This is a genomic window from Pseudomonas mosselii (assembly GCF_019823065.1).
Taxonomy (GTDB): domain Bacteria; phylum Pseudomonadota; class Gammaproteobacteria; order Pseudomonadales; family Pseudomonadaceae; genus Aquipseudomonas; species Aquipseudomonas mosselii.
Window position 1 is genome coordinate 2,389,519 of sequence record NZ_CP081966.1, and the last position, 26,076, is coordinate 2,415,594.

Annotated in this window: 15 protein-coding genes; 5 read left to right on the forward strand and 10 right to left on the reverse strand. The window is 67.5% G+C overall.

Going from position 1 to position 26,076, the window contains the following annotated elements; genetic code table 11:
- Nucleotides 1-107 precede the first annotated feature (107 nt).
- From mobA to K5H97_RS11095, 3 genes are all read right to left on the reverse strand, one after another.
- Complete coding sequence (gene mobA / locus K5H97_RS11085) at nt 108-683, reverse strand: molybdenum cofactor guanylyltransferase MobA (RefSeq protein WP_028691706.1); 576 nt, start codon at nt 681-683, stop codon at nt 108-110.
- Nucleotides 684-744: 61 nt separating this feature from the next.
- Nucleotides 745-3,867, reverse strand: coding sequence for an efflux RND transporter permease subunit (locus K5H97_RS11090; protein ID WP_028691705.1), 3,123 nt, complete (start codon nt 3,865-3,867; stop codon nt 745-747).
- A gap of 11 nt (nt 3,868-3,878) precedes the next feature.
- Nucleotides 3,879-5,054 (reverse strand): efflux RND transporter periplasmic adaptor subunit, encoded by a 1,176-nt coding sequence (locus K5H97_RS11095; protein WP_028691704.1) that lies wholly within the window; start codon nt 5,052-5,054, stop codon nt 3,879-3,881.
- 158 nt (nt 5,055-5,212) lie between these two features.
- Between K5H97_RS11095 and K5H97_RS11100 the strand changes: the two genes are divergently transcribed.
- Complete coding sequence (locus K5H97_RS11100; RefSeq protein WP_028691703.1) at nt 5,213-5,914, forward strand: response regulator transcription factor; 702 nt, start codon at nt 5,213-5,215, stop codon at nt 5,912-5,914.
- Nucleotides 5,915-5,920: 6 nt separating this feature from the next.
- Nucleotides 5,921-7,219, forward strand: coding sequence for an ATP-binding protein (locus K5H97_RS11105; RefSeq protein ID WP_028691702.1), 1,299 nt, complete (start codon nt 5,921-5,923; stop codon nt 7,217-7,219).
- On the opposite strand, the gene K5H97_RS11110 is transcribed toward K5H97_RS11105, so the two are convergent.
- From K5H97_RS11110 to wecB, 5 genes are all read right to left on the reverse strand, one after another.
- The gene (locus tag K5H97_RS11110) at nt 7,194-8,285 is read right to left on the reverse strand and encodes a GGDEF domain-containing protein (protein ID WP_028691701.1); all 1,092 of its coding nucleotides are present in this window, start codon (nt 8,283-8,285) and stop codon (nt 7,194-7,196) included. The genes K5H97_RS11105 and K5H97_RS11110 overlap by 26 nt on opposite strands.
- A 94-nt stretch (nt 8,286-8,379) precedes the next feature.
- Entirely contained in the window at nt 8,380-9,225 is an 846-nt protein-coding gene (locus K5H97_RS11115; protein WP_028691700.1) for a DUF4434 family protein, read from the reverse strand.
- Nucleotides 9,225-12,227 carry a phage receptor gene (locus K5H97_RS11120; RefSeq protein WP_028691699.1) on the reverse strand — a complete coding sequence of 1,001 codons (3,003 nt, stop codon included), beginning with the start codon at nt 12,225-12,227 and terminating at the stop codon, nt 9,225-9,227. Before K5H97_RS11120 ends, K5H97_RS11115 begins: the two co-directional genes overlap by 1 nt.
- Nucleotides 12,224-14,398: a cyclic di-3',5'-guanylate-activated glycosyltransferase NfrB gene (nfrB, locus tag K5H97_RS11125; protein WP_028691698.1), complete on the reverse strand. Its 2,175-nt coding sequence runs from the start codon at nt 14,396-14,398 to the stop codon at nt 12,224-12,226. Before nfrB ends, K5H97_RS11120 begins: the two co-directional genes overlap by 4 nt.
- Nucleotides 14,395-15,549, reverse strand: coding sequence for a non-hydrolyzing UDP-N-acetylglucosamine 2-epimerase (wecB, locus tag K5H97_RS11130; RefSeq protein ID WP_028691697.1), 1,155 nt, complete (start codon nt 15,547-15,549; stop codon nt 14,395-14,397). Before wecB ends, nfrB begins: the two co-directional genes overlap by 4 nt.
- A gap of 315 nt (nt 15,550-15,864) precedes the next feature.
- Here wecB and K5H97_RS11135 point away from each other — a divergent pair, with 315 nt between their 5' ends.
- Nucleotides 15,865-16,302: a PACE efflux transporter gene (locus K5H97_RS11135; RefSeq protein ID WP_028691696.1), complete on the forward strand. Its 438-nt coding sequence runs from the start codon at nt 15,865-15,867 to the stop codon at nt 16,300-16,302.
- Between the two features lie 89 nt (nt 16,303-16,391).
- Nucleotides 16,392-17,144: an AraC family transcriptional regulator gene (locus K5H97_RS11140; protein WP_028691695.1), complete on the forward strand. Its 753-nt coding sequence runs from the start codon at nt 16,392-16,394 to the stop codon at nt 17,142-17,144.
- On the opposite strand, the gene K5H97_RS11145 is transcribed toward K5H97_RS11140, so the two are convergent.
- A complete protein-coding gene (locus K5H97_RS11145; RefSeq protein WP_028691694.1) occupies nt 17,114-18,544 on the reverse strand; it encodes an efflux transporter outer membrane subunit in 1,431 nt (476 codons plus the stop codon). The two genes, K5H97_RS11140 and K5H97_RS11145, sit on opposite strands and share 31 nt — an antisense overlap.
- Before the next feature lie 16 nt (nt 18,545-18,560).
- Nucleotides 18,561-19,313, reverse strand: a complete 753-nt coding sequence (locus K5H97_RS11150; RefSeq protein ID WP_028691693.1) for a helix-turn-helix transcriptional regulator — start codon at nt 19,311-19,313, stop codon at nt 18,561-18,563.
- Between the two features lie 418 nt (nt 19,314-19,731).
- Here K5H97_RS11150 and K5H97_RS11155 point away from each other — a divergent pair, with 418 nt between their 5' ends.
- The gene (locus K5H97_RS11155; protein WP_028691692.1) at nt 19,732-26,070 is read left to right on the forward strand and encodes a non-ribosomal peptide synthetase; all 6,339 of its coding nucleotides are present in this window, start codon (nt 19,732-19,734) and stop codon (nt 26,068-26,070) included.
- Nucleotides 26,071-26,076 lie beyond the last annotated feature (6 nt).

The window sequence follows — 26,076 nt, forward strand, 5'->3', positions numbered from 1 at the left end:
GGTAGGCAGGGCCGACGAAATCGCGGGGCAAGCCCGCTCCCACAGAGCACGCGTATTTCTGCGGGAGTGGGCTTTCGTGGGAGCGGGCTTGCCCCGCGATCGAGGTGTTAATCCTGCAGCAGATCCGGGCTGTTGAAGTTACTCAATCGCGGGTCGTCCTCTATACACTCCAGCCCCTGGACATTCGCTTGTAGCAAGGCCTTCTGCAAACTCCGCTCACCCGCCTGCCAGGCCTGCTCCAGCAGCGGCAGCAACCGCCGTGGCAGCACATTGAACATCGGCTGCCAGTACCCGCCCTGGCGCACCATGGCCGGGCTGTCGTGGGCCACCGCCAGGGCCAGCAGGTTCTCGATCAAGGCCCGATCGATCAGCGGCGCATCGCAGGCCAGCACCACCACCCATTCATGCCGTGCCACCTTGAGCCCGCTGATGACCCCGGCCAGCGGACCAGGAAAGTCCGCATCGGTATCGTTGACGAGTTGGTCGGCATACGCCGCATAGGCCGCCTGGTTGCGGTTGCAGGAGATCACAAGATCATCGCTGAGTGCCCGCACGGCACGTTGCACATGGGCCACCAGCGGCTCGCCGCGCCAGGCCACCAGGCCCTTGTCGCGGCCGCCCATGCGCTGGCCACGGCCTCCGGCGAGGATGAGGATGGAACAGGGGGGGAGGGCGTCAGGCATGAAAAAGGGTTCCGGGCAGTCAATGCCGGGAACCCTCCCATTTACCGCGAGGCTTGTCCAGTCAGGCCTCGTGGGTGGCTGCTTCGGTCGTCCTTGCCCGACCGCGCCCGGCCAGGCGCATCACCACGACGAAGAACACCGGCACGAACACCACGGCGAAAGTGGCGCTGAGCATGCCGCCGATCACCCCGGTGCCGATCGCCTGCTGGCTGGCCGAGCTGGCGCCGCTGGCGATGGCCAGGGGCACCACGCCGAGGATGAACGCCAGCGAGGTCATCACGATCGGGCGCAGGCGCAGGCGCGCGGCCTGAATCGCGGCGTCCACCGCGTCGTGGCCCTGGTCGACCAGGGCCTTGGCGAACTCGATGATCAGGATGGCGTTCTTCGCCGACAGGCCGATCAGGGTGATCAGGCCAACCTTGAAGTACACATCGTTGGGCATCCCGCGCAGGGTCACCGCAAGCACCGCGCCAAGCACGCCCAGGGGCACCACCAGCAGCACCGCGGTGGGGATCGACCAGCTTTCGTACAGCGCCGCCAGGCACAGGAACACCACCAGCAGCGACAGCGCCATCAGCAGCGGGGCCTGGCTGCCAGACAGACGCTCCTGCAGCGACAGGCCGGTCCATTCCAGGCCGGCGCCGGCCGGCAGCTGGGCAACCAGATGTTCGACCTCGGCCATGGCCTCGCCCGAGCTGTGGCCGGCCGCCGGCTCGCCGGAGATCGACACCGCCGGGTAGCCGTTGTAGCGGGTCAGCTGCACCGGACCGGACTGCCAGTGGGCGCTGACGAAGGCGCCGAGGGGCACCATCTTGCCGCTGTTGTTGCGCACGTGGATCTTCAGCAGGTCCTCGACCTGGCTGCGCCGGTCGCCTTCGGCCTGCACCACCACCCGCTGCATGCGGCCCTGGTTGGGGAAGTCGTTGACATAGTTGGAACCCACGGCGGTGTCCAGCACCGCGCCGATGTCGGCGAACGACACGCCCAGGGCATTGGCCTGGCGCCGATCGATTTCCAGTTCCACCTGGGGGCTTTCGGCCAGCGAGGCTTCGCGCACGTTGACCAGTACCTTGCTCTTGCGCGCCGCCTCCAGCAACTGGTCGCGGGCTTGCATGAGCGCGGTGTGCCCCATGCCGCCACGGTCCTGCAGGCGGAACTCGAAGCCGGTCGACTCGCCCAGGCCGTCCACCGGCGGTGGCAGCACCGCGTAGGCGATGGCGTCCTTGAGCTGGGTGAAGGCCAGGGTGGCGCGGTCGGCGATGGACTGCGCGCTGTCGTCGCCACCGCGTTCGGACCAGTCCTTGAGCGTGGTAAAGGCCAGCGCCGCGTTCTGGCCGCTGCCGGAGAAGCTGAAGCCGAGGATCAGCGTGGTGTTGGCCACGCCCGGTTCTTCGGCGTTGTGCGCCTCGATCTGCCGGGCCACTTCGATGGTGCGCGCCTGGCTGGCGCCTGGCGGCAGCTGGATATCGGTGATGGTGTAGCCCTGGTCCTCGGTGGGCAGGAAGGCGGTGGGCAACTGGCTGAAGCCGTAGCCGAGCACCGCCAGCAGCACGGCATACACCAGCAGGTAGCGGCCGCTGCGGGCCAGGGCGTGGGTCACCCAGCGCTGGTAGCCGTTGCTCATGCCCTCGAAGCGGCGGTTGAACCAGCCGAAGAAACCCTTGCGCTCATGGTGCTCGCCCTTTTCCAAGGGCTTGAGCAGGGTGGCGCACAGGGCCGGGGTCAGGCTCAGGGCGAGGAACGCCGAGAACAGGATCGACACCGCCATCGACACCGAGAACTGCTGGTAGATCACGCCCACCGAGCCTTTCATGAAGGCCATCGGCAGGAACACCGCCACCAGCACCAGGGTGATGCCGACGATGGCGCCACTGATCTGGCCCATGGCCTTGCGTGTGGCTTCCTTGGGCGGCAGGCCTTCCTCGGCCATGATCCGCTCGACGTTCTCTACCACGACGATGGCGTCGTCGACCAGGATGCCGATCGCCAGCACCATGCCGAACAGGGTCAGCACGTTGATCGAGAAGCCCAGCGCGTTCATCACCGCGAAGGTGCCCATCAGCGCCACCGGCACCACCAGGGTCGGGATCAGGGTGTAGCGGAAGTTCTGCAGGAACAGGAACATCACCGCGAACACCAGCACCATGGCCTCGACAAGGGTGTTGATCACCTGCTTGATCGAGACCTTGACGAACGGCGAGGTGTCGTAGGGGATGTCGTATTTCACCCCGGCCGGGAAGTAGCGCGCCAGCTCGTCGAGCTTCTGCTTGACCAGGCCCGCGGTTTCCATGGCGTTGGCGCCGGGCGACAGCTTGACGCTGAAGGCGCTGGTGGCCTTGCCGTTCAGGCGCGTGCCGTACTGGTACTCCTGGGCGCCGATCTCGACCCGGGCGACATCGCCGACGGTGACGGTCGAGCCGTCGGTGTTGGCGCGCAGGACGATGGCGGCGAATTCCTCGGGGGTGCTCAGCTGGCCCTTGACCACCACGTTGGCGGTGATCTCCTGGGTCGGCCGGCTGGGCAGGTCACCGATGCTGCCGGGGGCGACCTGGGCGTTCTGCGCGGCGATGGCCTCGGCCACGTCGTTGGGCGTGAGGTTGAAGCCGACCAGCTTGGCCGGGTCGATCCAGATGCGCATGGCCCGCTCCGAGCCGTACAGCTGCGCCTTGCCGACGCCCTTGATGCGGCGGATCTCGTTCATCACGTTGCGCGCGAGGATGTCCGACAGGGCGATCTCGTCGAGGTTGCCGTCCTCGGAGGTGAGGGTGGCCAGCAGCAGGAAGCCGGTGGACACTTTCTCAACCTGCAGGCCTTGCTGAGTCACCGGGCGCGGCAGGCGCGACTCGATCACCTTGAGGCGGTTCTGCACATCGACCTGGGCCATGTCCGGATTGGTGCCGGGCTGGAAACTGGCGGTGATGGTGGCATTGCCCAGGCTGCTCTGCGACTCGAAGTAGAGCAGGTTGTCGGCACCGTTGAGCTCCTGCTCGATGATGCTGACCACGCTCTCGTCCATGGTCGCCGCCGAGGCGCCCGGGTAGACGGCGTAGATTTCCACCTGCGGCGGCGCCACGTCGGGGTACTGGGCCACCGGCAACTGCGGGATGGCCAGGGCGCCGACCAGGAGGATGAAGAGGGCGACCACCCAGGCGAATACCGGGCGGTCGATGAAGAACTGCGGCATGGATCAGGCCCTCATTGGCCGGTGTGTTGGGCGACCGCGGAGGCGCCCGGTTGCTCGTCGACCTGGACCTGGTCGCCGGCCTTGACGTGTTGCAGGCCCTCGACCACCACGCGATCACCCGGAGCCAGGCCCTCGCTGATGATCCAGCGATCACCCTGGGCGCTGCCCAAAACCACCTGGCGTTCGCTGATGCGCTTCTGCGGGTCGACCAGCAGCACCTTGGGCACGCCGGCGCTGTCGCGCAGGATCGCCCGTTGCGGCACGCTGATGCCCTGGGGCTGCACCGCCTGGTCCAGGCGCACGCGCACGTAGCTGCCCGGCAGCAGGTCGAGGTCGGGGTTGGGGAACTCGCTGCGCAGGGTGATCTGGTTGGTGCTCGGGTCGACACTGATGTCCGAGAACAGCAGCTTGCCGGCCAGCGGGTAGGCGCTGCCGTCGTCCTGGATCAGCGTGGCCTTGACCTGGTCCTGGCCGACCTGGCGCAGTTCGCCGGCGCGCAAGGCGCGGCGCAGGGCATTGAGCTCGCGGGTCGACTGGGTGACGTCGGCGTGGATCGGGTTCAACTGCTGGATGGTGGCCAGCGGCGTGGTTTCGTTCTGTCCGACCAGCGCGCCCTCGGTCACCAGGGCGCGGCCGATGCGCCCGGAGATCGGCGCGGTGACGGTGGCGTAGCCCAGGTTCAGGCGCGCCCGTTCCAGCGCCGCCTTGGCTTCGCCGACCGCGGCGTCTGCCTGGAGGAAGGCGGCGCGGGCGTTGTCGTACTCCTGGCGGCTGACCGCCTTGTCGTCGACCAGCTCGCGGTAACGCTGTTCCTGCAGGCGGGCCTGGTACAGGGTTGCCTCGGCCTTGGCCAGGGTGGCGCGGGCGCTGTCGAAGTCGGCCTTGAATGGCGCCGGGTCGATCAGGAACAAGACGTCGCCCTGCTTGACGTCGCTGCCTTCGCGGTACACCCGCTTGAGCACCACGCCGGCTACCCGGGCGCGCACCTCGGCGGTACGCGGCGCGAGGAGGCGGCCGCTGAGTTCCGTGCTGATCGCCAGTGGCTGCACGGCCAGGGTCTCGACCCGGACCTGGGAAGGCGGGGCCTGTTCTTCCTGTTCGGCGGCGTCGTTGCAACCGGCCAGGGAAAGGGTGATCAGCGCCAGCAGCGCCAAGGGGCGCAGGCGCGAAGGGCAGGGAATGGACATACGGATCTTCCAGGTTTGATCCAGCGTATGCTAAAGCAGCCGTTCGGGTGGCGGCTGTTAAGCTGTGTTGGGCGTGTGTGAAAAAGTGTGAACAATCGGCGGTGGCCCGCGCGGGATTCTATATCCTGCCTTACTTCAATCTTTCGTCAAATCCCCTTATGCCGAACATTCTCCTGGTCGAAGACGACAGCGCGTTGTCCGAACTGATCGCCAGCCACCTGCAACGCAACGATTTCCATGTCCGGGTGATTGCCCGCGGCGACCATGTACTGGACGAGTTCCGCCGGCAGAAACCGGACCTGGTGATCCTCGACCTGATGCTGCCGGGCCTCGACGGCCTGCAGGTGTGCCGCCTGCTGCGCCAGGAGAGCCAGGGCCTGCCGATCCTCATGTTGACCGCCCGTGACGACAGTCACGACCAGGTGCTGGGGCTGGAAATGGGCGCCGACGACTATGTCACCAAACCGTGCGAACCCCGGGTGCTGCTGGCCAGGGTGCGCACCCTGCTGCGCCGCAGCAGCGTCAACGAGCCGCGCCTGGACAGCGACCTGATCCAGGTCGGCGGCCTGCGCATCGACCTGGCCGAGCGCACGGTCAGCTGGCGCGGCGAGGAGGTGGAACTGTCCAGCGGCGAGTACAACCTGCTGGTGGTGCTGGCGCGCAACGCCGGTGAGGTGATGAGCCGCGACCGTATCCTGCAGCAGTTGCGCGGCATCGAGTTCAACGGCACCGACCGTTCGGTGGACGTGGCCATCTCCAAGCTGCGCCGACGCTTCGACGACAGCGCCGGCGAAGCACGCAAGATCAAGACCGTGTGGGGCAAGGGGTATCTGTTCAGCCGAGTCGAGTGGGAGTACTGACAGGCCATGCTCAAGATCCTGGTGCGGCTGTACCTGGTGATCATCGTCGCCTATGCCGGGGCGATCGCGCTGATCCCCGACACCATCGTCGGGTTGTTCCATGAGCGCTTCATGGCCTACAACCTCGAGCAGGCCAAGGGCGTGCAGACCCTGATCGTACGCCAGTTCCGGCAGGCGCCGCAGGAGCAGTGGCCGGCAGTGGAAAAAGACTTGGCCGAGGTGTTCAAACCTTTGCAAGTACGCCTGTTGCGCATGGACGATACCGACTTGAGCAGCGAGGAGAAAGCCCGGCTCGAACATGGCCTGTTCGCGGTGCGCATGGCCGACTGGGGCTACTACGAAACGGTGCTGGCGCCGCTGGATTCGCAATGGCTGGTGCGCCTGCATTCGCCGGACGACCCGCTGGACATCAACGTGCTGTCCTGGGGCGTGACCGTGCTGATCGGCGCGGCCATGCTTGGCTGCCTGCTGTTGTGGGTGTGGCCGCACTGGCGCGACCTCGAACGGCTGAAGGACACTGCCCGGCGCCTGGGGCGCGGCGAGATGTCCGAGCGCACGCATATCTCGCCTCGCTCGAACATCGGTGAACTGGCCGGGGTGTTCGACACCATGGCCAGCGATCTGGAACGCCACGTCAACCAGCAGCGCGAACTGCTCAACGCGGTTTCCCACGAGCTGCGCACGCCCTTGACCCGCCTGGACTTCGGCCTGGTGCTGCTGTTCGACGAGGTGCCGCCGGCCAGCCGCAAACGCCTGCTGGGGTTGGTGGGCCATGTGCGCGAACTGGACGAACTGGTGCTTGAACTGCTCTCCTACAGCCGCCTGGACAGCGTCGACCAGGCCCGCGAGCGGGTCGAGGTGTCGTTGCTGGAACTGGTGGACAGCGTGCTCGGCAGCTTCGCCGAGGAGCTCGACAACCGTGGCATCCGTTGGGAGGTGCGCTGCGAAACCGACCTGCCGCGTTTCGTCCTCGACCCGCGGCTGACCGCCCGCGCCGTGCAGAACCTGGTGCGCAACGCCATGCGCTACTGCGATGAAAGCCTGCTGCTGCGCCTGCGCCGGGAAGAGGACGGCGCTTGCCTGGTGACCGTGGAAGACGACGGCATCGGCATCCCAACCGAGGAGCGTGAGCGGATCTTCCAGCCGTTCTATCGCCTGGACCGCAGCCGTGACCGTAATACCGGCGGGTTCGGGCTGGGGCTGGCGATCAGCCGGCGGGCCATCGAAGGGCAGGGCGGCACGCTGACCGTGGCGCAGTCGGCGCTGGGCGGGGCGCAGTTCAGGATTCGTTTGCCAGCCGGGTAGTCCACAGGACGAAGCGGTCCTTGCCGGTGTGCTTGGCCTCGTACAATGCCTGGTCCGCCCTGATCAGCGCCAGGCTCAGGGTATCGCCGCTGTCGATCCGTGCCAGGCCGATGCTGATGGTCACCGGGTGCGCAGACAGGTCCTCGCGCACTCTCTGGCACAGCGCGGCGACCTGCTGCTCGGCGCTGGCTTCGTCCAGCCCCTGGAAGAAGATCGCGAATTCCTCGCCGCCCAGCCGGGCGATCTCGTAGCCGATCATCGCTGCCTTGATATGCGCTGCCACGCGCTTGAGCACCTCGTCGCCGATGTCATGGCCGAAGCGGTCGTTGACCTGCTTGAAATTGTCGATGTCGATCATCGCCAGGAACTGTCCGGCATCCGCCTGGCGCAGCTGCTTTCCGGCCTTGGCCATGAACGAGCGGCGGTTGGGGATTTCGGTCAGGGCGTCGATGTAGGCCTGTTCCAGCAGCACGTTGGTCAGGTAGAAATTGTGCAGCTTGGCCTGGCGGATGCGCAGGTAGCTGTAGGTCACCAGGCCGCTGAGGAATACCCCGTAGCTGATCAGCATCGCGCCCTCAAGCTCCAGGGCCTCGATACGCGTGTGGAAGAACGGGTTGAGCATGAGCCAGGTGATGCCCAGGGCGCAGAAGAACGACCAGCGCCGCACCGGCAGCAGCGAGACGGCGTAGAGCACCGTCGAGACTCCGAGCACCAGCCACACCGGGCGCAGAACGATCGGAATGCCCTCGATCACCAGGCGCATGGCCAGGGTGATCACCGCCACGAACAACAGGTTGAGCACGTCGAAATGCTGGCTCTTGCGGGTGAAGCCCAGGACCACGCAGAGGCTGCACAACAGGGCGATGAACACCCCCGACAACCAGGTGAAACCCTGGCCGCCAAGGTAGCTGACGATCAGGTCGAAGATCAGCCAGATGGCGATGCCGATGCAGAAGATCAGCAGGCAGAAGCGGCGCATGGCCTCGAATTCGTGCTGGCGGAACTCGGCGCGCAGGGCGGCGGGGGCGACCTGTTGGCGAATGTGGGCTTCGAGGGTCTTGTACATGGAGGCGATGATGGCCTTGAAATTGTTGTCTGTTATGCCTTCCAGGGCTGTGAGGTCACTGTAGGAGTGGCCTTGTGTCGCGAAAGGGCCGCTCCTACAACGAGCCTGATTGCAGCACATCCTTGGCCCAGGGCCGGTAGCGCAGTGCGAACACAGCCTCGGCGTGGCAGCCTCCGCTCAGCGCCGGCTGCGCCGGTTCGGCGCGGAACGGTTGCCCAGGCGGGCTGACCTGGCGAAACGCCTCGCGCACGATACCCACCTGGCAGGGCAGGGCCTGTTCATAGCCCTGGCGCACGAGTGGCGGCAGGCGACCGGTGCCGGCACCATCCTGCCACCACACGTTCAGGCCAAGGTTCGCCAGTTGCTCCAGCCACGCACCATTGACCCGTGGCGACAGCTGGCCGGCGCTGAAGGCACTGATATGCAAGGGCTTGTCCAATTGCCGATTGAACGCCTGCAATTGTGTGTAGAGCGCATCGCGCCTGGCCGCATCGCGAAAGTGCAGGTCGTCCAGCTCCAGCGGCAGGTACCAGCCGGACACCGGCAGCGCCCAGTCGGTCTTGAGCTGCTGGTATTGGGTGAGGGAGCGGCCCAACTGCGACTTGAAGTAGCTGTTCAGGCCTTCACCGTCGAGCTGTTCGAGCCGCTGGTAGTAGGCCGGATCCATGTACAGCCCCAGCACCAGCTCCAGCCCCTGGGCCTGCGCCTCGCGCAGGCTGCCGGCAAGCCAGCCGTGGGCGCCGCCGAAGTCGCTGTCGCCGTAGGCGCTCCATTGCACGATCAGGGTCGTGCCACCCTGGGCCCTGGTGGCGCGCCACAGTTGTTGCCACTGGGCTGGCGTGACGTTCGCATCACGGTTGAGCGGCTGGTAGAACAGGCGCTCGTCGGCAAGGGTCGGCAGGCACAGGGCGAGCAGGCAGAGAGCCAGAAAGGTACGCATCAGAAGTTCATCTCCACACCCAGCAGCACGCCGTTGGCGCGCTCGTAGAGGTTGCCGCCCAGCGCCTGCTGGTACTCGGCGCGCACTTTCAGCGAGCCACGGTAGGCGTTGTAGCGGTCGTCGTCGAACCACCACTGCCAGCGCAGGCCGACCCCGGCGCGGGCGTCCTGGCGCCAGTCGTTGCTTGGGTCCTGGCTTGAGAACTCGAGGAAGCCGTAGGGCATGATCGTCTGCGGCGACCGGCTTGGCAGTTTCCAGGCATGGCCCTGCTGGAAGCGCGACAGCCAGGCATGATCGCCCGCCCGGGTCCACCAGGCGGCGTCGAGGTAGAGGAAGCGCTCGTCCCAGTCGTCTTCGTCGATGCGCCAGTCATTGCGGTACCGGCCCTGGTCGAGGAACGAGGCGGTGGCACGCAGCAGCAGGTCGTTGCTCGATTCGGCGTTGTGGCGCAGGTCGCCCCAGTTGCCGCCGACCTTGGCCGGGCTTAGCAGCTCGCCCAGGCTCAGGCCGCTGTAGTGCGTGCTGTCGATCTGGCGCTGGTGGTAGAGCTCGGCGTACAGGTTGAGGTTGGCCTGTCCGAGCGGCTTGTAGCGCAGGCCGACGCCGGTGCCCATGCTCTGGGCGTAGTCGGTGCGGCTCTGGCCACCGAACAGCACGCGGCCATAGACCGACAGGGTGCTGCCGTTGCGGCTGGGCTCCTCGCCCAGGGCGTGGTCCCACATCGCCAGCTGCACGTTCTGCGATTGTGCCCGGCGGGAGCTGCCGGCGCGCGCGCCGTTGTCGAGAAACTTATCGTTGGTCGAGGTACCGGCTGGCGACCAGGTGCTGGCCAGGGTGATGCTGTCGCGGCGCGACAGGGCTTCATGGGCACGACGCTGGCGGTACTTGCGCGCCTCCAGGCTGCCGTACTCGTCGTCGCCGTCGACCAGGTTGCGCTCCACGTCCAGCACCCGGCGCAACTCGCGGCGGGCCGAGGCGCTGTCCTCGGCCTCGTCGTAGCGCAGGGCCAGGGTCTCGCCCAGGCGGTAGTCCTCGGGGAAGTCGCGGGTGGCGCGCTCCAGATAGGGGATGGACTGGCGCCGTTGCTGCTTGTCCGTCGAGCCGGCCAGGCGCATGCCGTAGTCGGCGCGGTAGCGCGGCTGATCCGGCGCCAGGCGCACGGCCTCGGCCAGCCAGGCGGTGCTCTGGGGGCTGTCGCCGGCCTGCTGGGCGGTGCTGGCGGCGGCGTAGTAGTGATCGGCGCGCGGGGTGTGGCGCAGGGCTTCGCGCTGGAAGGCCAGGGCCTGCTGGGCGTCGCCCTGGCGTTGGGCGATGGCCGCGCCCAGGGCCCAGTCATCGGCGTTGCGGTGCGCGGCCGCGTCCCAGTGGTGGCGGGCGGCGTCGGCATCGCCGGCGTTCAAGGCACCCCGCGCCGCGGTCAGGCGAGCATTGTCGGTCCAGGCGTCGGCCGGCAGGCTGTTCCAGATCGGCAGCGCTGCTTCGGCGTCGCCCGAGGCCTCCAGCGCGTAGGCCAGGGGCAGGCGGCTGGCGGTGTCGCCCAGGCGTTCGGCGGCCTGGTAGTAGACCACGGCTTCGCCGGGCCGGTCGGGCATGGCGCAGCGGCCCAGGGCGCGATACTGCCCGGCTTCGCTCGGGTTGGCCGGGATCGCCTTGCGCACCGCGTTGCACTGGCCGGCCTCGGCCAGGCGGGCGAGCAACTGGCCGCGGGTGGCGGCATCGACTCGCGGCACCAGGGCGAGCATGCGCGGGGTGTCCAGCGGACCGTCGTTGCGCGCATAGAGGTTGCCCAGGCGTTGCAGCAGCGAGGGCGTCAATCGGCCCTGGCGGCGGTCGTAGGCGTTCTCCAGCAACTGCCGGGCGTGCTCGGTCTGGCCTCGCTCGAGCAGCATGAACGTGGCTTGCTCCAGCGCCGCGAGGTCGCCGGTCTGGCGGTAGCGTTGTTCCCATTGAGCCGCCGTGCGTGGTTGCGGCGGCTGCGCAGGGTCGCCATACAGGCGTTGCTTGAGAATGGCATAGCTGCGCGGATTGTCGCGGGCCTCGCACTGGCCGAGCTGCTCGCGGGCCAGCTTCAGGTCCTTGTGCGACAGCCAGTCGACGGTCTCCAGGCACGGGCGCTGCAATTCATTGCTCAACTGGCGCACCAGCGCCGCATCGTCGCCCTCGCGGGCCAGTTCCCAGAGTTGCCGGCGCTGTTCGGGATGCTGCAGTTGATCGGTGGGCAGGCTCTGCAGCCAACGCTCGGCCTGCTGGTTGTGGCCCATGGCGATGGCGCGGTTGGCCATGGCCAGGCGGGCATGGGTCGCCGCCTCCTGGGAAGGCGCGCTGGCCAGCAGTTTGTTCAGGCCCTTTTCATCGACCTGCTGGATATAGGCGTTGGCCAGACGCTGCCAGTCCTGCGGCGGCAATTCGCCCTTTTCGGCCAGGGGTTGCAGCTGGTCGATGGTCTCGCCCCAGTTGCGCAGTTGCTCGGCGAAGTTGGCCCGGGTCATGCGCAGCACCATGCCGTCGTCGCGCACCGGCAACTGGTTGAGCCATTCCAGGGCCTTGGCCGCGCCACCGAACTTGGCCAGGCTGACGCTGTAGGCTTGCCACAGGCGCACCCGCTGCTGGCCCTGGCTGTCGGCCAGCCACGCCTCAACCTGGCTCTGCGCGGGCGGGTCCTGCTCGATCCAGGTCAGGCGCAGTTCGAGCAGGGCGTCGGCGTGCTCGGGGTTGTCGTCGAGGTCCTCGGCGATGGCCTCGGCTTCCTTGTAGCGACGCTGGTGGGCCAGGGCCTCGGCCAGCAGGGCGCGTGCCTCGTTGTTGTTGGGCACGCGCCCCAGCACGTGGCGGGTCAGGCGCTCGACCTCCGCCCAGTTGTCCTTCTGCGCCTCCCGGTAGCCACGCTCCATGAACGGGTAGCTGGTGAAACGCTGGAAGTCGGTCATCGGCTTGGTCGGCGCGGCCAGGGTGGAAGAGCACAGCAGCAGGCTGGCGAGGGTCAGGGAAAGATGGGGCGTCATGCCACCTCCCGGGTCAGTTCATAGGCGGCCTGCTGTTCGCTGGCCTGCTCGGCGAGGGCTTGCTGCAGCACCTCTTCGGTAATGATGCCGCGGGCAATCAGGTGCTCGCCCAGGCTCTGCTGCTCGGGGTTGAAGTCGATCAGCGCCTGGTTGAACAGGGTCACCGGCACCATGCCGCGCACCTGCAGTAGCGTGCCGAGCATCACCTGGTGGATGCCGACCTGCTCCAGCAGGGTGGCGTCGTCCTGATGGCGCTCGAGCACCGCGAGCATTTCGCGGGTCTCGGGCTTTTGCCAGGGGCTTGGGTAGTGGTAGCGCAGGCCCAGGGTGACCCGCCCTTGCGGCGCCAGGCGGGCGCGTACCGGGCGCTTGAGCTGGCGACTGATCACGCCCAGCGAAACCTGGCTGACCGGGCTCTCGCTGGCCAGCACCAGGGTGTCGCCGTCCTCGTCCACCGGCAGCACGCCGTAGTGGGTGGCGAGCTTGCGCGGCAGTTTGGCGATCAGCGCTGGCGCGATCTTGAACGGGTTCAGCGGTGCCCAGGGCAGGTCCAGCTGTTCAGCCAGGGTCTCGACCAGTTGCTCGCTGCTCAGCCAGCCGTGCAGCAGCAACTCGCGACCCAGGCGCCGACGGACCGGGCTGGTGATGGCCTGCTCCAGCTGGGTTTGGCTGATCAAGCCTTTCTCCACCAGGCGCTGGCCCAGCGGCGTGCGCGCAGGCGCGGCGAGGGCGGGGAACTCGTGGGTGGTCTTGTCCCAGGCCACCCGCCGCGAATCGCCCATTTCCATCACCTGGCGCAGGGCGCGCAGGTTGGCGAAGAAGTTGACGAAGTTGCTCCACATCATCCGCGGCGCCGACAGCAGGCCCTCGAAGATGCCGTAGTAGCGGGTGACGAACCAGAAACGCTGGAACAGGCGGTTGAACAGCAGCAGGCCGTTGAGCCACAGCAGCGTGCTCAGCAGCTTGCTGTCGCTGAGGATCGACATGAAGCGCCACGACTCCGGCGCGATCACCGTCACCAGCCACATCGCCAGCAGCACCAGCAGCAACAGGTTGACCAAAAAGCTCAGCAGGTAGGCGAACAGCCCGCGGCGGTCGCGCCAGAGGAAGTAGTTGAGCGCCCCCTTGCGGCTCCAGCCGAGGTTGCTGGTGCCCTGGAACACGATGCCGACGATCCACCGCGATTTTTGCCGGATGGCGTGCTGCCAGTCCCGCGGGAAGTGCTCGCGCACGCAGATCACCTGGGCGAATTCGCGGCTCATGCCGAGGCGCCAGTCCTGCTTGAGGGCCAGCGCCGGGTCGGTGATGGAGTAGCGGGCGAAGATGCACTTCATGCCCTTCTGCTTGAGACGAAAACCAATGTCGTAGTCCTCGGTCAGGCTCTGCACATCGAAGGCGATGCCGTCGCCGTCCTCGAGCAGGGCGCTGATCGCCCGGCGGCTGAAGCAGGTGCCGACCCCGGCGCTGGGCACCTGGCCGGTGAGCGCTTCGCGCACGATGACGTCCTTGCCGTGGTTCTCGGCGAACTCGTCGACATAGTGGCCGGCGGTGAAGCCTTTCCATTCCGGTGCGTAGGGGTACACCGGAATCTGGATCATGTCCTTGTTCGGCAGCAGGTAGTTGAACAGGCGCAGTTCCATCGGCGAGATGACGTCCTCGGCGTCATGCAGGATGAAACCGGCGAACTCGATGCGCGCGTCCTGCTGGAAGCGCAGGATGGCGTCGATGATGTTGTTCAGGCAGTCGGCCTTGCTGGTCGGGCCGGGGCGGGCGCAGACCACCTTGTGAACGTTTGGGTAGTGCAGGCAGACGGCGTCGACGTCGGCCTGGGTCTGCGGGTCGTTGGGGTAGGTGCCGACGAAGATCTGGTAGTTCTCGTAGTCGATGGTCGAGGCCGCCAGGCGCGCCATCTCGCCGACCACGCCGACCTCGTTCCAGGCCGGCACCATGATCGCGAGGGGCTTTTCCGGCACCTCGAACAGGCGTTTCTCGTCGGCCTTGTCGAACTTGTCGTAGATCCGAAAGCGCCGGATCAGCGTGCGTCCCCAGTAGCACAGGTCGATGAACAGGTCGTCCAGGCCGAGCACGAACATCAGTGTCGCCAGGATGATGGCGAGGATCTTCAGGCCGAACAGGACATAGGTGAGGAAGTCGATGAAAGCCAGGCTCATGCGTTGTCCCGCGCGGCGGATTGCTCGGCGAACCAGCGGCTCAGGCGTTCGGCGATGCGCTCGCTGGCGTGGCCGTCGCCGAAGGGGGTGAACACCTGCGCCATGCGCGCGTAGGCCGCCGGGTCGTCGAGCAATTGGCTGGTCTCGTGGACGATGCGCTCGGTCAGGGTGCCGACCAGCTTGACCGTGCCACCCTTGAGCACGGCGGGGCGCTCGGTGACCTTGCGCAGCACCAGCACCGGCTTGCCCAGGGCTGGCGCCTCTTCCTGCACGCCGCCGGAGTCGGTGAGGATGATATGGGCGCGGTTCATCAGCCAGACGAAGTGCGGGTAGTCCTGGGGGGCGACCAGGTGGATGTTGTCGCGCCCGGATAGCACGCTGTACACCGCGTGCTGCACCTGCGGGTTGAGGTGAACGGGGTAGAGGAACTGCACGTCCGGGTAGCGCAAGGCCAGTTCGGCCAGGGCCAGGCAGATGCGTTCGAAGCCGCTGCCGAAGTTCTCCCGGCGGTGGCCGGTGATCAGCACCATGCGCTGGTCGTCGCGCAGCACCTTGAGCGGGGATTCGGGGGCGGGGCGCCAGTTATCGCGGTGCAGCTTGTCGCGCATCCACAGCAGGGCGTCGATCACTGTGTTGCCGGTGACCTCGATATGCTCGGGCGGCACGCCTTCGCGGATCAGGTTGGCGTCGGAGTCGCGGGTGGGGGTGAAGTGCAGGTCGGCGAGCACGCCGGTCAAGCGCCGGTTGGCTTCCTCGGGCCAGGGCTGCTGCAGGTTGCCGGTACGCAGGCCAGCCTCGACATGGCCGATGGGTATATGCCGGTGGAAGGCCGCCAGCGAGGCGATGAAGCTGGTGGTGGTGTCGCCGTGGACCAGCACGATATCGGGCTTGACCTGCTCGTAGGCGCGGTCGAGCTTGTCCAGCAGGTCGCGGGACAGGCCGTTGAGGGTCTGGTTCTGGGTCATCACCTGCAGGTCCTGATCGACCGTGAGGCCGAAGGCGGTGAGGACCTGTTCGAGCATTTCGCGGTGCTGGCCGGTGGAGCAGATATGCAGGTCGACCTCGGGCCAGTCGCGCAGGACGCGGGCCAGCGGGGCCATCTTGATCGCTTCGGGGCGGGTACCGAATACCATCATCACGGTGTAAGCCATCGTGTAGTTCCTCGTTCGATTCCCTGGACGAAGTTGTACGACGTGTCGCCGCTTGCCAGTCATAGATACAAGCAGTCGATCACGGGGTTGTCCAATGCGCGGCCTGCGCCGGACGGTGCGCTGCAGGCGCTTGCGGAAGTGCCATGGAGGCGGGGGTCGTGTCGGCACTGTCGAGGCCGAACGCCAGGGAGGGTTGGTGCGGAAACGTTTATGCTAGTTTTTCTTGATTGAACGGTCAGTCAATAAAGTATTTCCGGCTTTTTCTTACAGCCTTCTTCTTGTAGCTTTGTAGGTCTTTTCTTCAGGGAGTAGAGCATGCAAGGCAAGGCGCGCAAGGTCGTCCAGGCCATCCTGTACGAGGCCATCGCCGTGGCCTGCGTGGCGCCGGCGCTGGAGCTGGCGTTCGGCGCCGGCATGGCCCAGTCCACCGTGCTGTCGATCCTCATGTCGGGCATCGCCATGAGCTGGAACATGGCCTACAACTGGGCGTTCGAGCGCTGGGAAGCGCGCCAGCGCCAGCGCAGCCGCACCTTCCTGCGGCGCCTGCTGCATGCCCTGGGCTTCGAGGGCGGGCTGGTGCTGATCCTGCTGCCGCTGGTGGCGTACTGGCTGGACATCGGGCTGTGGGCGGCGCTGGTGACCAACCTGGCGTTGTTCGTGTTCTTCTTCGTCTATGCGTTCGTGTTCCAGTGGGGGTTCGACAAGGTCTTCGATGTGCCGGTATCGGCGCAGGAAGCGGCCAAGGGGTGCTGATATCGGGGCTTTTTCCCACAAGTCACCGGGTTCCCCTTAGCCCCACGCATCGCCAATAATCTACGTTCAACCATGCCAGACCCGCACCGATGCCGCGTCCGATCATCCTGCCGCTCGCCGAGAACTACCGCCATGGCGAGCACATCGCGCCGCACTGTCATGACCGCGCCCAGTTGATCCACGCGATCAGTGGCGTGGTCACGGTCAGTGCCCGCGAAGGCTGCTGGGTGGTCCCCCCGGGGCGTGGGGTGTGGGTGCCAGCGGCGGTCGAGCACGAGCTGCGCATGGCCGGCGTCGTGCGCATGCGTACCTTGTTCGTCGAACCCGACGCGCGCCCGGACCTGCCGCGCCAGTGCCAGGTGATCGAGATCTCGCCGCTGTTGCGCGAGCTGATCATCCGCGCCATGGACATCGCCCCCGACCATCCGGCCCAGGGCCGCGAGGCGCGGATCATGCAACTGATCCTCGACGAACTGCGCGTGCTGCCGGTATTCGCCCTGCATGTGCCCAGTCCGCATTCGGCGCACCTGCAAGGCCTGTGCGAGGCCCTGCGCCAGGCACTGTCCGAGGACTGGAGCCTGGCTCGTGCCGCGGCCCACAGCGGCCTCAACCCGCGCACCCTGACCCGTGCCTTCCAGCGCGAGACCGGCCTGAGCCTGGTGCAATGGCTGCGGCGCATGCGCCTGCTGGCAAGCCTGGATGCCCTGGCGGCCGGGCAGTCGGTGCTGGAGGTGGCGCTGGACCTGGGCTATGACAGCCCCAGTGCCTTCAGCGCGATGTTCCGCCGCACCCTCGGGGTATCGCCGTCGGTCTACTTCGGCAGGGCCGTGGAGCGCTGGTAGGCCAGCCCCGGCGTCTCGTCCCAGCCGCCACCCAAGGCCGTGAACAGGTTCACCTCGGCGAGCAACTGCGCCAGACGGTCGCTGATCAGGCCCTGCTGGGCGCTGAACAGCGAGCGCTGGGCGTCGAGGAAAGTCAGGCTGCTGTCGATACCGGTGCGGTAGCGGTTCTCGGCCAGGTCGTGGTAGCGCTGGCTGGCTTCGACCAGGTCGCGCTGGGCCCGCAATTGCTGTTGATAGGTGCTGCGCGCCGCCAGGCCGTCGGCCACTTCCTGGAAGGCGGTCTGGATCGACTTCTCGTAGCGCGCCACCTGCATGTCCTTCTGCAACGTGGCGTAATCGAGACTGGCACGCAGGCTGCCGGCGTTGAACAGCGGCAGGTTGACCTGCGGCTGGAACAGCCAGGTGCCAGTGCCGGCGTCGAACAGGTCGGCCAGCTCGCGGCTGCTGCTGCCGGCGTTGGCGGTCAGGCTGATGCTCGGGAAGAACGCTGCCCGCGCCGCGCCGATATTGGCGTTGGCGGCCTGCAGCTGGTACTCGGCTTGACGGATGTCCGGGCGGCGCTGCAGCAGGTCGGCGGGCAGGCCGGCGGGGACCCTGGCAATCTGTTCGTCGGCCAGCGGCAATGCCGGCAGGTGTTCGTCGATCTGCGTGCCGACCAGGCGCTGCAACTGGTTGAAGTCCTGGGCGGCCAAGCGGGTGTAGCGCGCCACGGCGGCGCGGGTGCTGTCGACGCGGGTGGTGGCCTGGATCTGGTCGAGCGCCGACAGCGTGCCGGTGCGGCGTTGACGCTGGGTCAGGCGCAGGCTCTTTTCGTCGGCTTGCAGGGTCTGGCGCGACAGGGCCAGCAATTCCTGGTCGGCACGCCAGGTCAGATAGGCGCCGGCGACGCTGCTGAGCAGGCTGAGCTCGGCGCCACGCCGGGCCTCGTCGGTGGCCAGGTAGCTGAGCAGCGCCTGGTCGCTGAGGCTGCGCAATCGACCGAACAGGTCCAGTTCATAGGCGCTGATGCCAACGGTGGCCGATTGCTGGGTGCTGATAATGCCTTCGCCGCCGGTGCGCCGCCGTGGCAGGAACTGGCGTGTGCCCTGGGCGTTGGCCGCGATCTTCGGCAGCAGCTCGGCGCGCTGGATGCGGTACTGGGCGCGGTAGGCCTCGGCGTTGAGCACGGCCACGCGCAGGTCGCGGTTGTTGGCCAGCGCGGTGTCGAGCAACTGGCGCAGCACCGGGTCTTGGAACACCCCGCGCCAGTCGCCGGTCAGGTCCGTGGCGGGTGGCCCGCCCCGGTAGGCGACGCCCGTGGGGTACTGCTCGGCGCTGGGCGAAGGTGGGCGCTGGTAGTCGGGGGCGAGGCTGCAACCGGTCAGAACGAGAGCAAGCAAGGGCAGGGCGATTCGCGGCATGACAGGGTCTCTGGGGTCAGGTGCCGGCCATCCAGCGGGCCAGGCCATGGCGCCCGCTGACGCCGAGCTTGGCGGTGGCGCGTTTCAGGTAGGTCTCGATCGAGCTGTTCTTCACATTCAAGCGCTGGGCCATCTGCGGCACGGTGGCTCCGGTGAGCAGGCCGATGCACACTTCCTGCTCGCGGGTGGACAGGCGGATTGCCTCCTGCTCCAGGCGCTCGGTGAAGACCTGGCGCAGCGAGCCGGCCTCATCCGCCTGCACGCTGCCCGGACGACGCTGGGCCGTCTGCAGGAACAGCTGGGCATGGTGCTCGACCAGTGGCAGCAGGGTGTCGGACAGGCGCTTGAGCAGCGACAGTTCGGCCAGGGAGAACATCCGCTCGCTGCGCTGGCGATGGCAGCAGATGACCCAGCGCCGGTCGCCGCTGCGCGACACCAGGTTGCACTGGTGCACGGGGGCGTTTATCTGGATCAGCAAGGGGTCTTCCATGCGCATGATGCTTTGCAGCAGGGGATGGCGCAGCTGCGCTTGCGCGGGCGTCGCCTCGGGCAGGCCGGCGCTGCCCAGCACCTTGACCTGGCGGATGTTGGCCTGGTCGCTGTCAAGGGTCCACTCGCTGAGGTCGAGCCGATGGATCGGCACCTGGTCGTCGATCAGCTGGAACATCTGTTCGGCGAAGGTGGCATCGCCGGTGCTGGCAACCAGTGCCCCCAATTGCAGGTACAGGTGCGGGTCGTGGCGGTGTTCGAGGCTGTCGATCAGCTTCATGTCGTCGTCTTCCTTGATCCGGTAACGCGGTGGGTCTCGCGGTCGAGTCCTCTCTGTGGTGGGGCTTGGCGCTATTGAATAGCAGGCTCCGAGCCTGCGTCTGTAGCGGAAAGCGGGGACAGGAAATGTCAAATTATCCGACAAGAAAAGTCGGTATTTCCGTGGGTTCATGCAGTCTTAATTGACGGATTGTCGGACAATTGGCGCCAGAAACCGGCCAGATCGCCGGCGATTGCCCCGTCGGTTGGCGGGGGTAGGCAGGTACCGGCTGCCGACTATCGTCAATTTCCTACAAAAGTTTCAGCGGACTTAGGCGGAGCAATAAGGGACTGGCCAATGTCCGGGTTTGGGGGGCCATACAGGGCGCGGGGTGGGTGCTTGAATCCGCGGACGATCCCGTTTCAAGGAAGACCCGCCCATGCCTGTCGCCGATAGCTTCCCCCTGACCTGCGCCCAGCGCGACATCTGGCTGGACCAGATCAGCCACGGTGACTCGCCGCTCTACAACGTCGGTGGGTATCTGGCATTCGACGGCGCCGTGAACAGTGGTCTGCTGCGGCGCGCGCTGGCGCATCTGGTCGCGCTCCACGACGGGTTGCGCACGGTGCTGGTGCGCGAGGCGGGGGACGATGGCATCGCTCGCCAGCGCTTTGTGGCCGGTTTGCAGGTGCCGCTGGACGAGCACGACCTGCGCGGGCAGGCCGAGCCGTTCGCCGCTGCGCAGCGTCTGGCCAAGACCTTGCTGCAACAGCCCTTCGCCCTTGAAACCGGACCGTTGCTGCGCATGGCATTGCTGCATGTGGATGCCGGGCGCAGCCTGCTGATGTTGCAGGCCCATCACCTGATCCTCGACGGCTGGGGCCTGGAGCAGTTGCTCCACCAGCTGGGCCAGTACTACGGTGTGCTTGAGCAGGGCCTGGCACTGCCGGACACGGCCCCGTCCTACCGAACATTCATCGAGGATGACCTGGCCTACCAGGGATCGGCCCGTCAGCAGCGCGATCTTGCCTATTGGCTAGGCCGTTACCCACAACTACCGGATGCGCTGCTGCAGCCCAAGGAACAGGGCCTGCCGCCAGGCGCCACGCCCAGCCATGCGCTGGAGCGCAGTTTCGACGGCGACCTGCTGGCGCGCATGCGGCAGCTGGCCGACGAGCTGCAGGGATCGGTCGCCCATGTGCTGCTGGCGGCCTTGCACGTGTGCTGTGCCCGGGCCTGGCAGCGGGACGACTGGGTCGTCGGCCTGCCGGTGCGTAACCGTGGCAATGCGCGGGCCAAGGCGACCCTGGGCATGTTCGTCCAGGTCAATGCCTTGCGCATGGACTTCGGTCGGCAGTTGAGCTTCGCCGAACTGGTGCGCGGTATCGGCGATGCCCTGCGGCGCGACCTGCGTCACCAGCGCCTGCCGCTCAGCGAGCTCAACCGGGTGCTGGGGCTATCCCGGGAGGCCCGTGGGCAATTGTTCGAGATCACCGTGTCCTACGAGGAAGAGGGCCACGACCTGCGCTATGGCAGCCTCGGCGCCCACAGCGTGAAGGTATGCAACGATCACGAGCCGACGCCGCTGTCGATCTACCTGCGCAGCAACCCGCACAATGGCAAGGCCTGGCTGCACCTGGTACATAACCAGGCCTGGCTGGCCCCCGAAGAGGTCGAGGTGTTCACTGCGCGCCTGCTGCATGTGCTGGCCCAGGGGCTGGCGCGGCCGCAGGCGGGCATCGACGACTACGACCTGCTGTTGCCTGACGAGCAGCAGCGCCTGCGCCTGTGGAATGCCACCGCCAGCGCAGCCCAAGGCCCGGCCCTGATCCATCGGCGCATCGAGGCCCAGGCCGCGCTGCGCGCCGAGGCGACGGCCGCCGTGCACGAGGGGCGCCACCTGAGTTATGCCGAGCTGAACAACCGCGCCAACCAGCTGGCCACTCAACTGCTGGCCCTGGGCGTGGTGCCGGAGCAACGGGTGGCCGTGGTCGCCCGCCGCGGCCTGGACACCCTGGTCGGCCTGCTGGCGGTGCTCAAGGCCGGCGCCGCCTATGTGCCGATCGATCCGGCGCACCCGGGCGAGCGCCTGCGCTACCTGCTCGACGATTGTGCGCCGAAGGTGGTGCTGACCCAGTCCGGCCTGCGCGAGCGTCTGCCAGCCATCGAGGTGGCGGTGATCGAACTGGACCGCCTGCCACTGCCCGCGACGGCGTTCGCCGACCTCGAGGTGCCGGGGCTGTCGGGTTCTAGCCTGGTCTATGTGATCTACACCTCCGGCTCGACCGGTCAGCCCAAGGGCGTGATGATCGAGCACCGCATGCTCGCCAACCTGGTCGACTGGCACTGCGAAGCCTTCGATCTCCACCCTGGCAGCGCAACCTCCAGCCTGGCCGGTTTCGGCTTCGATGCCATGGCCTGGGAGATCTGGCCGGCTTTGTGCGCTGGCGCCACCCTGCACCTGGCACCGGTGGGCGAGGGCGGCGAGGACATCGACGCGCTGCTGCGCTGGTGGCGCGCCCAGCCGCTGCAGGTCAGCTTCCTGCCCACGCCGGTGGCCGAGCACGCCTTCGCCCAGGGCGCGCCACATCCGACTCTGCGCACCTTGCTGGTCGGTGGCGATCGCCTGCGCCGGCTGGCCCGAGAGCGTGGCTGCCAGATCATCAATAACTACGGGCCGACCGAGGCCACGGTAGTGGCCAGCGCGGGCGAGGTGCGCCCGGGCCAGGTGCTGCACATTGGCGCGCCGGTGGCCAACACCCGGCTGTACGTGCTCGATGCCCAGGGACGGCAACTGCCGATAGGTGCTGTCGGTGAGCTGCACATCGGCGGCGCGGGAGTCGCCCGCGGCTATCTGAACCGCCCCGAACTGACTGCCGAGCGCTTCCTCGACGACCCGTTCACCCTGCAGCATGGCGCCCGGATGTACCGCACGGGTGACCTGGTGCGCTGGTTGCCCGACGGTACCCTGGAGTACCTTGGGCGTAGCGACGACCAAGTGAAGATACGCGGCGTACGGGTCGAACTGGGCGAGATCGAGAGCGCGCTGGCCAGTCATCCAGCCGTGCGCGAGGCGCTGGTGCTGCTGCGCGACGGCCAACTGGTGGCCTGGTACCTTGGCGTACAGCCGTCGACCCCGTTGCAGTTGCACGAACACCTGCGCAGCCGCCTGCCGGCCGCCTTGCTGCCGAGCGCTTATGTGGCGATGGCGGCCTGGCCGTTGACCGCCAACGGCAAGCTTGACCGCCGCGCGTTGCCCGCGCCGGGCAACGAGGCCACGGTACGGCGCGCCCACGAGCCGCCCCGAGGCGAGCTTGAACAGCGCCTGGCCGCGCTGTGGGCCGAGTTGCTGGAGGTGGAGCAGGTCGGACGGCACGATCATTTCTTTGAACTGGGCGGTCATTCGCTGCTGGCGGTGCGCTTGATCGAGCGCATGCGTCAGGCGGGGTTGCAGGTCGATGCCCAGGTCCTCTTTGGCCAACCGACCCTGGCGAGCCTGGCCGCGTCGCTTGACGGCGCCCCTGTGCACTCGGTGGCGGCCAATCGCGTGGCCCCGGGTTGCCAGCGGATCACCCCAGAAATGCTGGCCCTGACCCACCTCGACCAGGCCGACATCGACCGCATCGTCGACAGGGTGCCGGGCGGGGCGGCCAATGTGCAGGAAATCTACCCGCTGGCACCGCTGCAGGAGGGGCTGCTGTATCACCACCTCACCGAAGACCGTGACCCGTACCAGCAACAGGCGCTGTTCGCCTTCGCCAGCCAGGCTGCGCTGGAGGCGTTCAACCGCGCCTTGGCCGGGGTCATCGAGCGTCACGACATCCTGCGTACCAGCCTGGCTTGGGAAGGCTTGGCGCAGCCGCAGCAAGTGGTGTGGCGCCAGGCCTGGTTGCCGTTGAGGGTGCTTGCGTCCGGTCCGGGCGACGCGGCCACCCGGCTGCGCGAAGAGGGACTGCGGCTGGACCTGCGTCAGGCGCCGATGATGGCTCTGGCCTGCGTCGAGGACAGCGCGCGGCAGCGCTGGCTGGGGCTGCTGCACTTCCACCATCTGGTCAACGACGCCGTATCGGTGAAGGTGCTGCTGGCCGAACTGGCGGTACTGATGGCGAACGAAGGGCATACATTGCCCAGGCCGGTGCCCTACCGCAATTACGTTGCCATGAGCCGCGACGAGGCTCGGCAGGCGGGCCATGAAGTGTTCCTGCGCGAAGCACTGGCCGGGGTGGAGGCGCCGCCGAGGCTGGCCGGCATGGGCGAGGGGATCCAGACCCGTGTCGAGACCTGCGTCCTGACCGTTCCTGAGGACCTGGCCCTGGCCCTGCGCCAGCGCGTGCGCCAATACGACGTCGGCCTCGGTAGCCTGATGCACCTGGCCTGGGCCCAGGTGCTGGGAGCCTTGGGTGGTCGCGACGAGGTGGTGTTCGGCACCGTGCTGCTGGGGCGGGTGATGGCGGGCGAGGGCGCCGACCGGGCATTGGGCATGTTCATCAACAGCCTGCCGCTGCGGGTGTCGCTGGCGGGTCGCGACGTGGGCCAGGCGCTGGTCGGAATCCACGGCCAGCTGGCGGCGCTGCTCAGGCACGAGGACGCGCCGCTGGTGCTGGCCCAGCGCTGCAGTGGCCTGCCCGCCGGCGTGGCACTGTTCGACAGCCTGCTCAACTACCGGCATGGCGCCGCGCACGACGCCGAAGCGTTGCCCGGGGTGACCCTGCTCGATGCCAGCGAGGTGCACAGTCACGCCCTGGTGTTGACCGTGGACGAGCAGGGCGACAGCCTGCGCCTGAGTGTGCGGGCACCTTGCGAGTTGGGTGCCGGACGGGTGCTAGGGTTCGTTTCCTGCGCCCTGCAGGCGCTGGCTGCCGCCCTGCTCAGCGAAGCCCCGGTGGCGCTCGAGGCGCTGCCGACCCTGCCGGAAACGGAGCGTGTGTATCTGCTGGAAACCCTCAACAGCACCGAGGTTGCGCTGGATCCCGCGTATCCGCACCTGCCGGCGCTGTTCGCCGCTCAGGTGCGACGCACGCCGGATGCCGTGGCGCTGCAGAGTGAAGACGCGCAGCTCACCTACCGCGAGCTCGACGCCCAGGCCAATCGCCTGGCCCATCACTTGATCGGCCTTGGCGTGCGGCCCGACAGCCGGGTAGCGGTGTGCCTGGAGCGGGGCGCCTCGCTGATCGTCGGCCTGCTCGGCGTGCTCAAGGCCGGTGGCGCCTATGTGCCGCTGGACCCCGGCTACCCCGACGAACGCCTGCACTACATGCTGGCCGACAGCGCGCCCCTGGCACTGCTGGTGCACGGAGCCACCCGTGGCCTGTTCGAGGGTCAGTCGACATCGCTGGTGGATCTGGATCACGGTGACTGGCAGGTGCACGGCGACCCTGCGCCGGAGCTGCCGGAACTGGGTGGCGGGCACCTGGCCTATGTCATGTACACCTCGGGCTCGACTGGCACGCCGAAAGGGGTGATGGTCGAGCACCGCGGGCTGTGCAACCTGATGCGCTGGGGCAGCGACCTGTGCCCGCCGCGGGCCGACGACGCGCTGCTGCAGCGGGCGCCGTTCAGCTTCGACGGTTCGGTGTGGGAGTTGTTCTGGCCACTGTGCGCGGGCTTGCGCCTGGTGCTGGCCCGCCCCGACGGTCACCGCGATCCGGCTTACCTGGTGCAGCTTGTCCAGTCGCGCAGGGTGACCACCGTCAAGTTCGTTCCGGCCCTGCTGCAAGCGTTTCTCGACACCCCGGGCGTGGAGCGTTGCAGCAGCCTGCGCGATGTCTTCTGTGGTGGCGGCGAGCTGACGCTGGCGCTGGCGCAACGGGTGCGCCAGGCCTTGCCCCAGGTGCGCTTGCACAATGTCTATGGCCCCACCGAAGCTACCGTGGACAGCACCGCCTGGACCTTGGAGCCGCAGCAGCCGTTGCCCGTCGCCCCCCCGCCGATCGGGCGGGCGATCGGCAACACGCGTCTGTACGTGCTCGATGCCCATGACCGTCCGGTGCCTGTGGGTTGTGCCGGCGAACTGCACATCGGCGGCATCGGTGTGGCCCGCGGCTACCTGGGCTTGCCGGCGTTGCAGGCCGAGCGCTTCATCGCCAGTCCGTTCGTGGCCGGCGACCGCCTGTACCGAACCGGCGACCTGGTGCGCTATCGCGCCGATGGTGAGCTGGAGTTTCTCGGTCGCAACGACTTCCAGGTCAAGCTCAACGGCCTGCGCATCGAGCCGGGCGAGATCGAGGCGCTGTTGGCGGCTCATCCGGACCTTGGCCAGGTGGTGGTGCTGGTTCGCGAGGAGCGCCTGGTGGCTTATGCCAGCTGTCGCGACGGCCATGGCGCGCCGACGCTGGAAGCGCTGCGTGCCTACCTGCTGGCGCGACTGCCGGCCTACATGGTGCCCTCGGCCTATGTGCTGCTGGCCGAGTTGCCGCTGAGCCCCAATGGCAAGGTCGATCGCCGCGCTTTGCCGGCGCCGGGCGTGGAGGCGGTGATCAGTCGGGCCTATGAGGCGCCCCGTGACGAGCTGGAGCATACGCTGGCGCAGATCTGGACCGAAGTGCTGAAGATCGAGCAGGTCGGCCGCGACGACAACTTCTTCGAGCTGGGTGGGCACTCGCTGTTGGCGGTCAGCCTGGTGGCGCGCATGCGCCAGGCCGGGCTGCATGCCGATGCGCGCCTGTTGTTCAGTCAGCCGACCTTGGCGGGCCTGGCGGCCAACACGCGCCGCGGGCAGGAACAGGTGGCGATTGCGCAGACCACGATTCCAGCGCTCAAGGGCAGGCGGCGGATCTGACCGGTT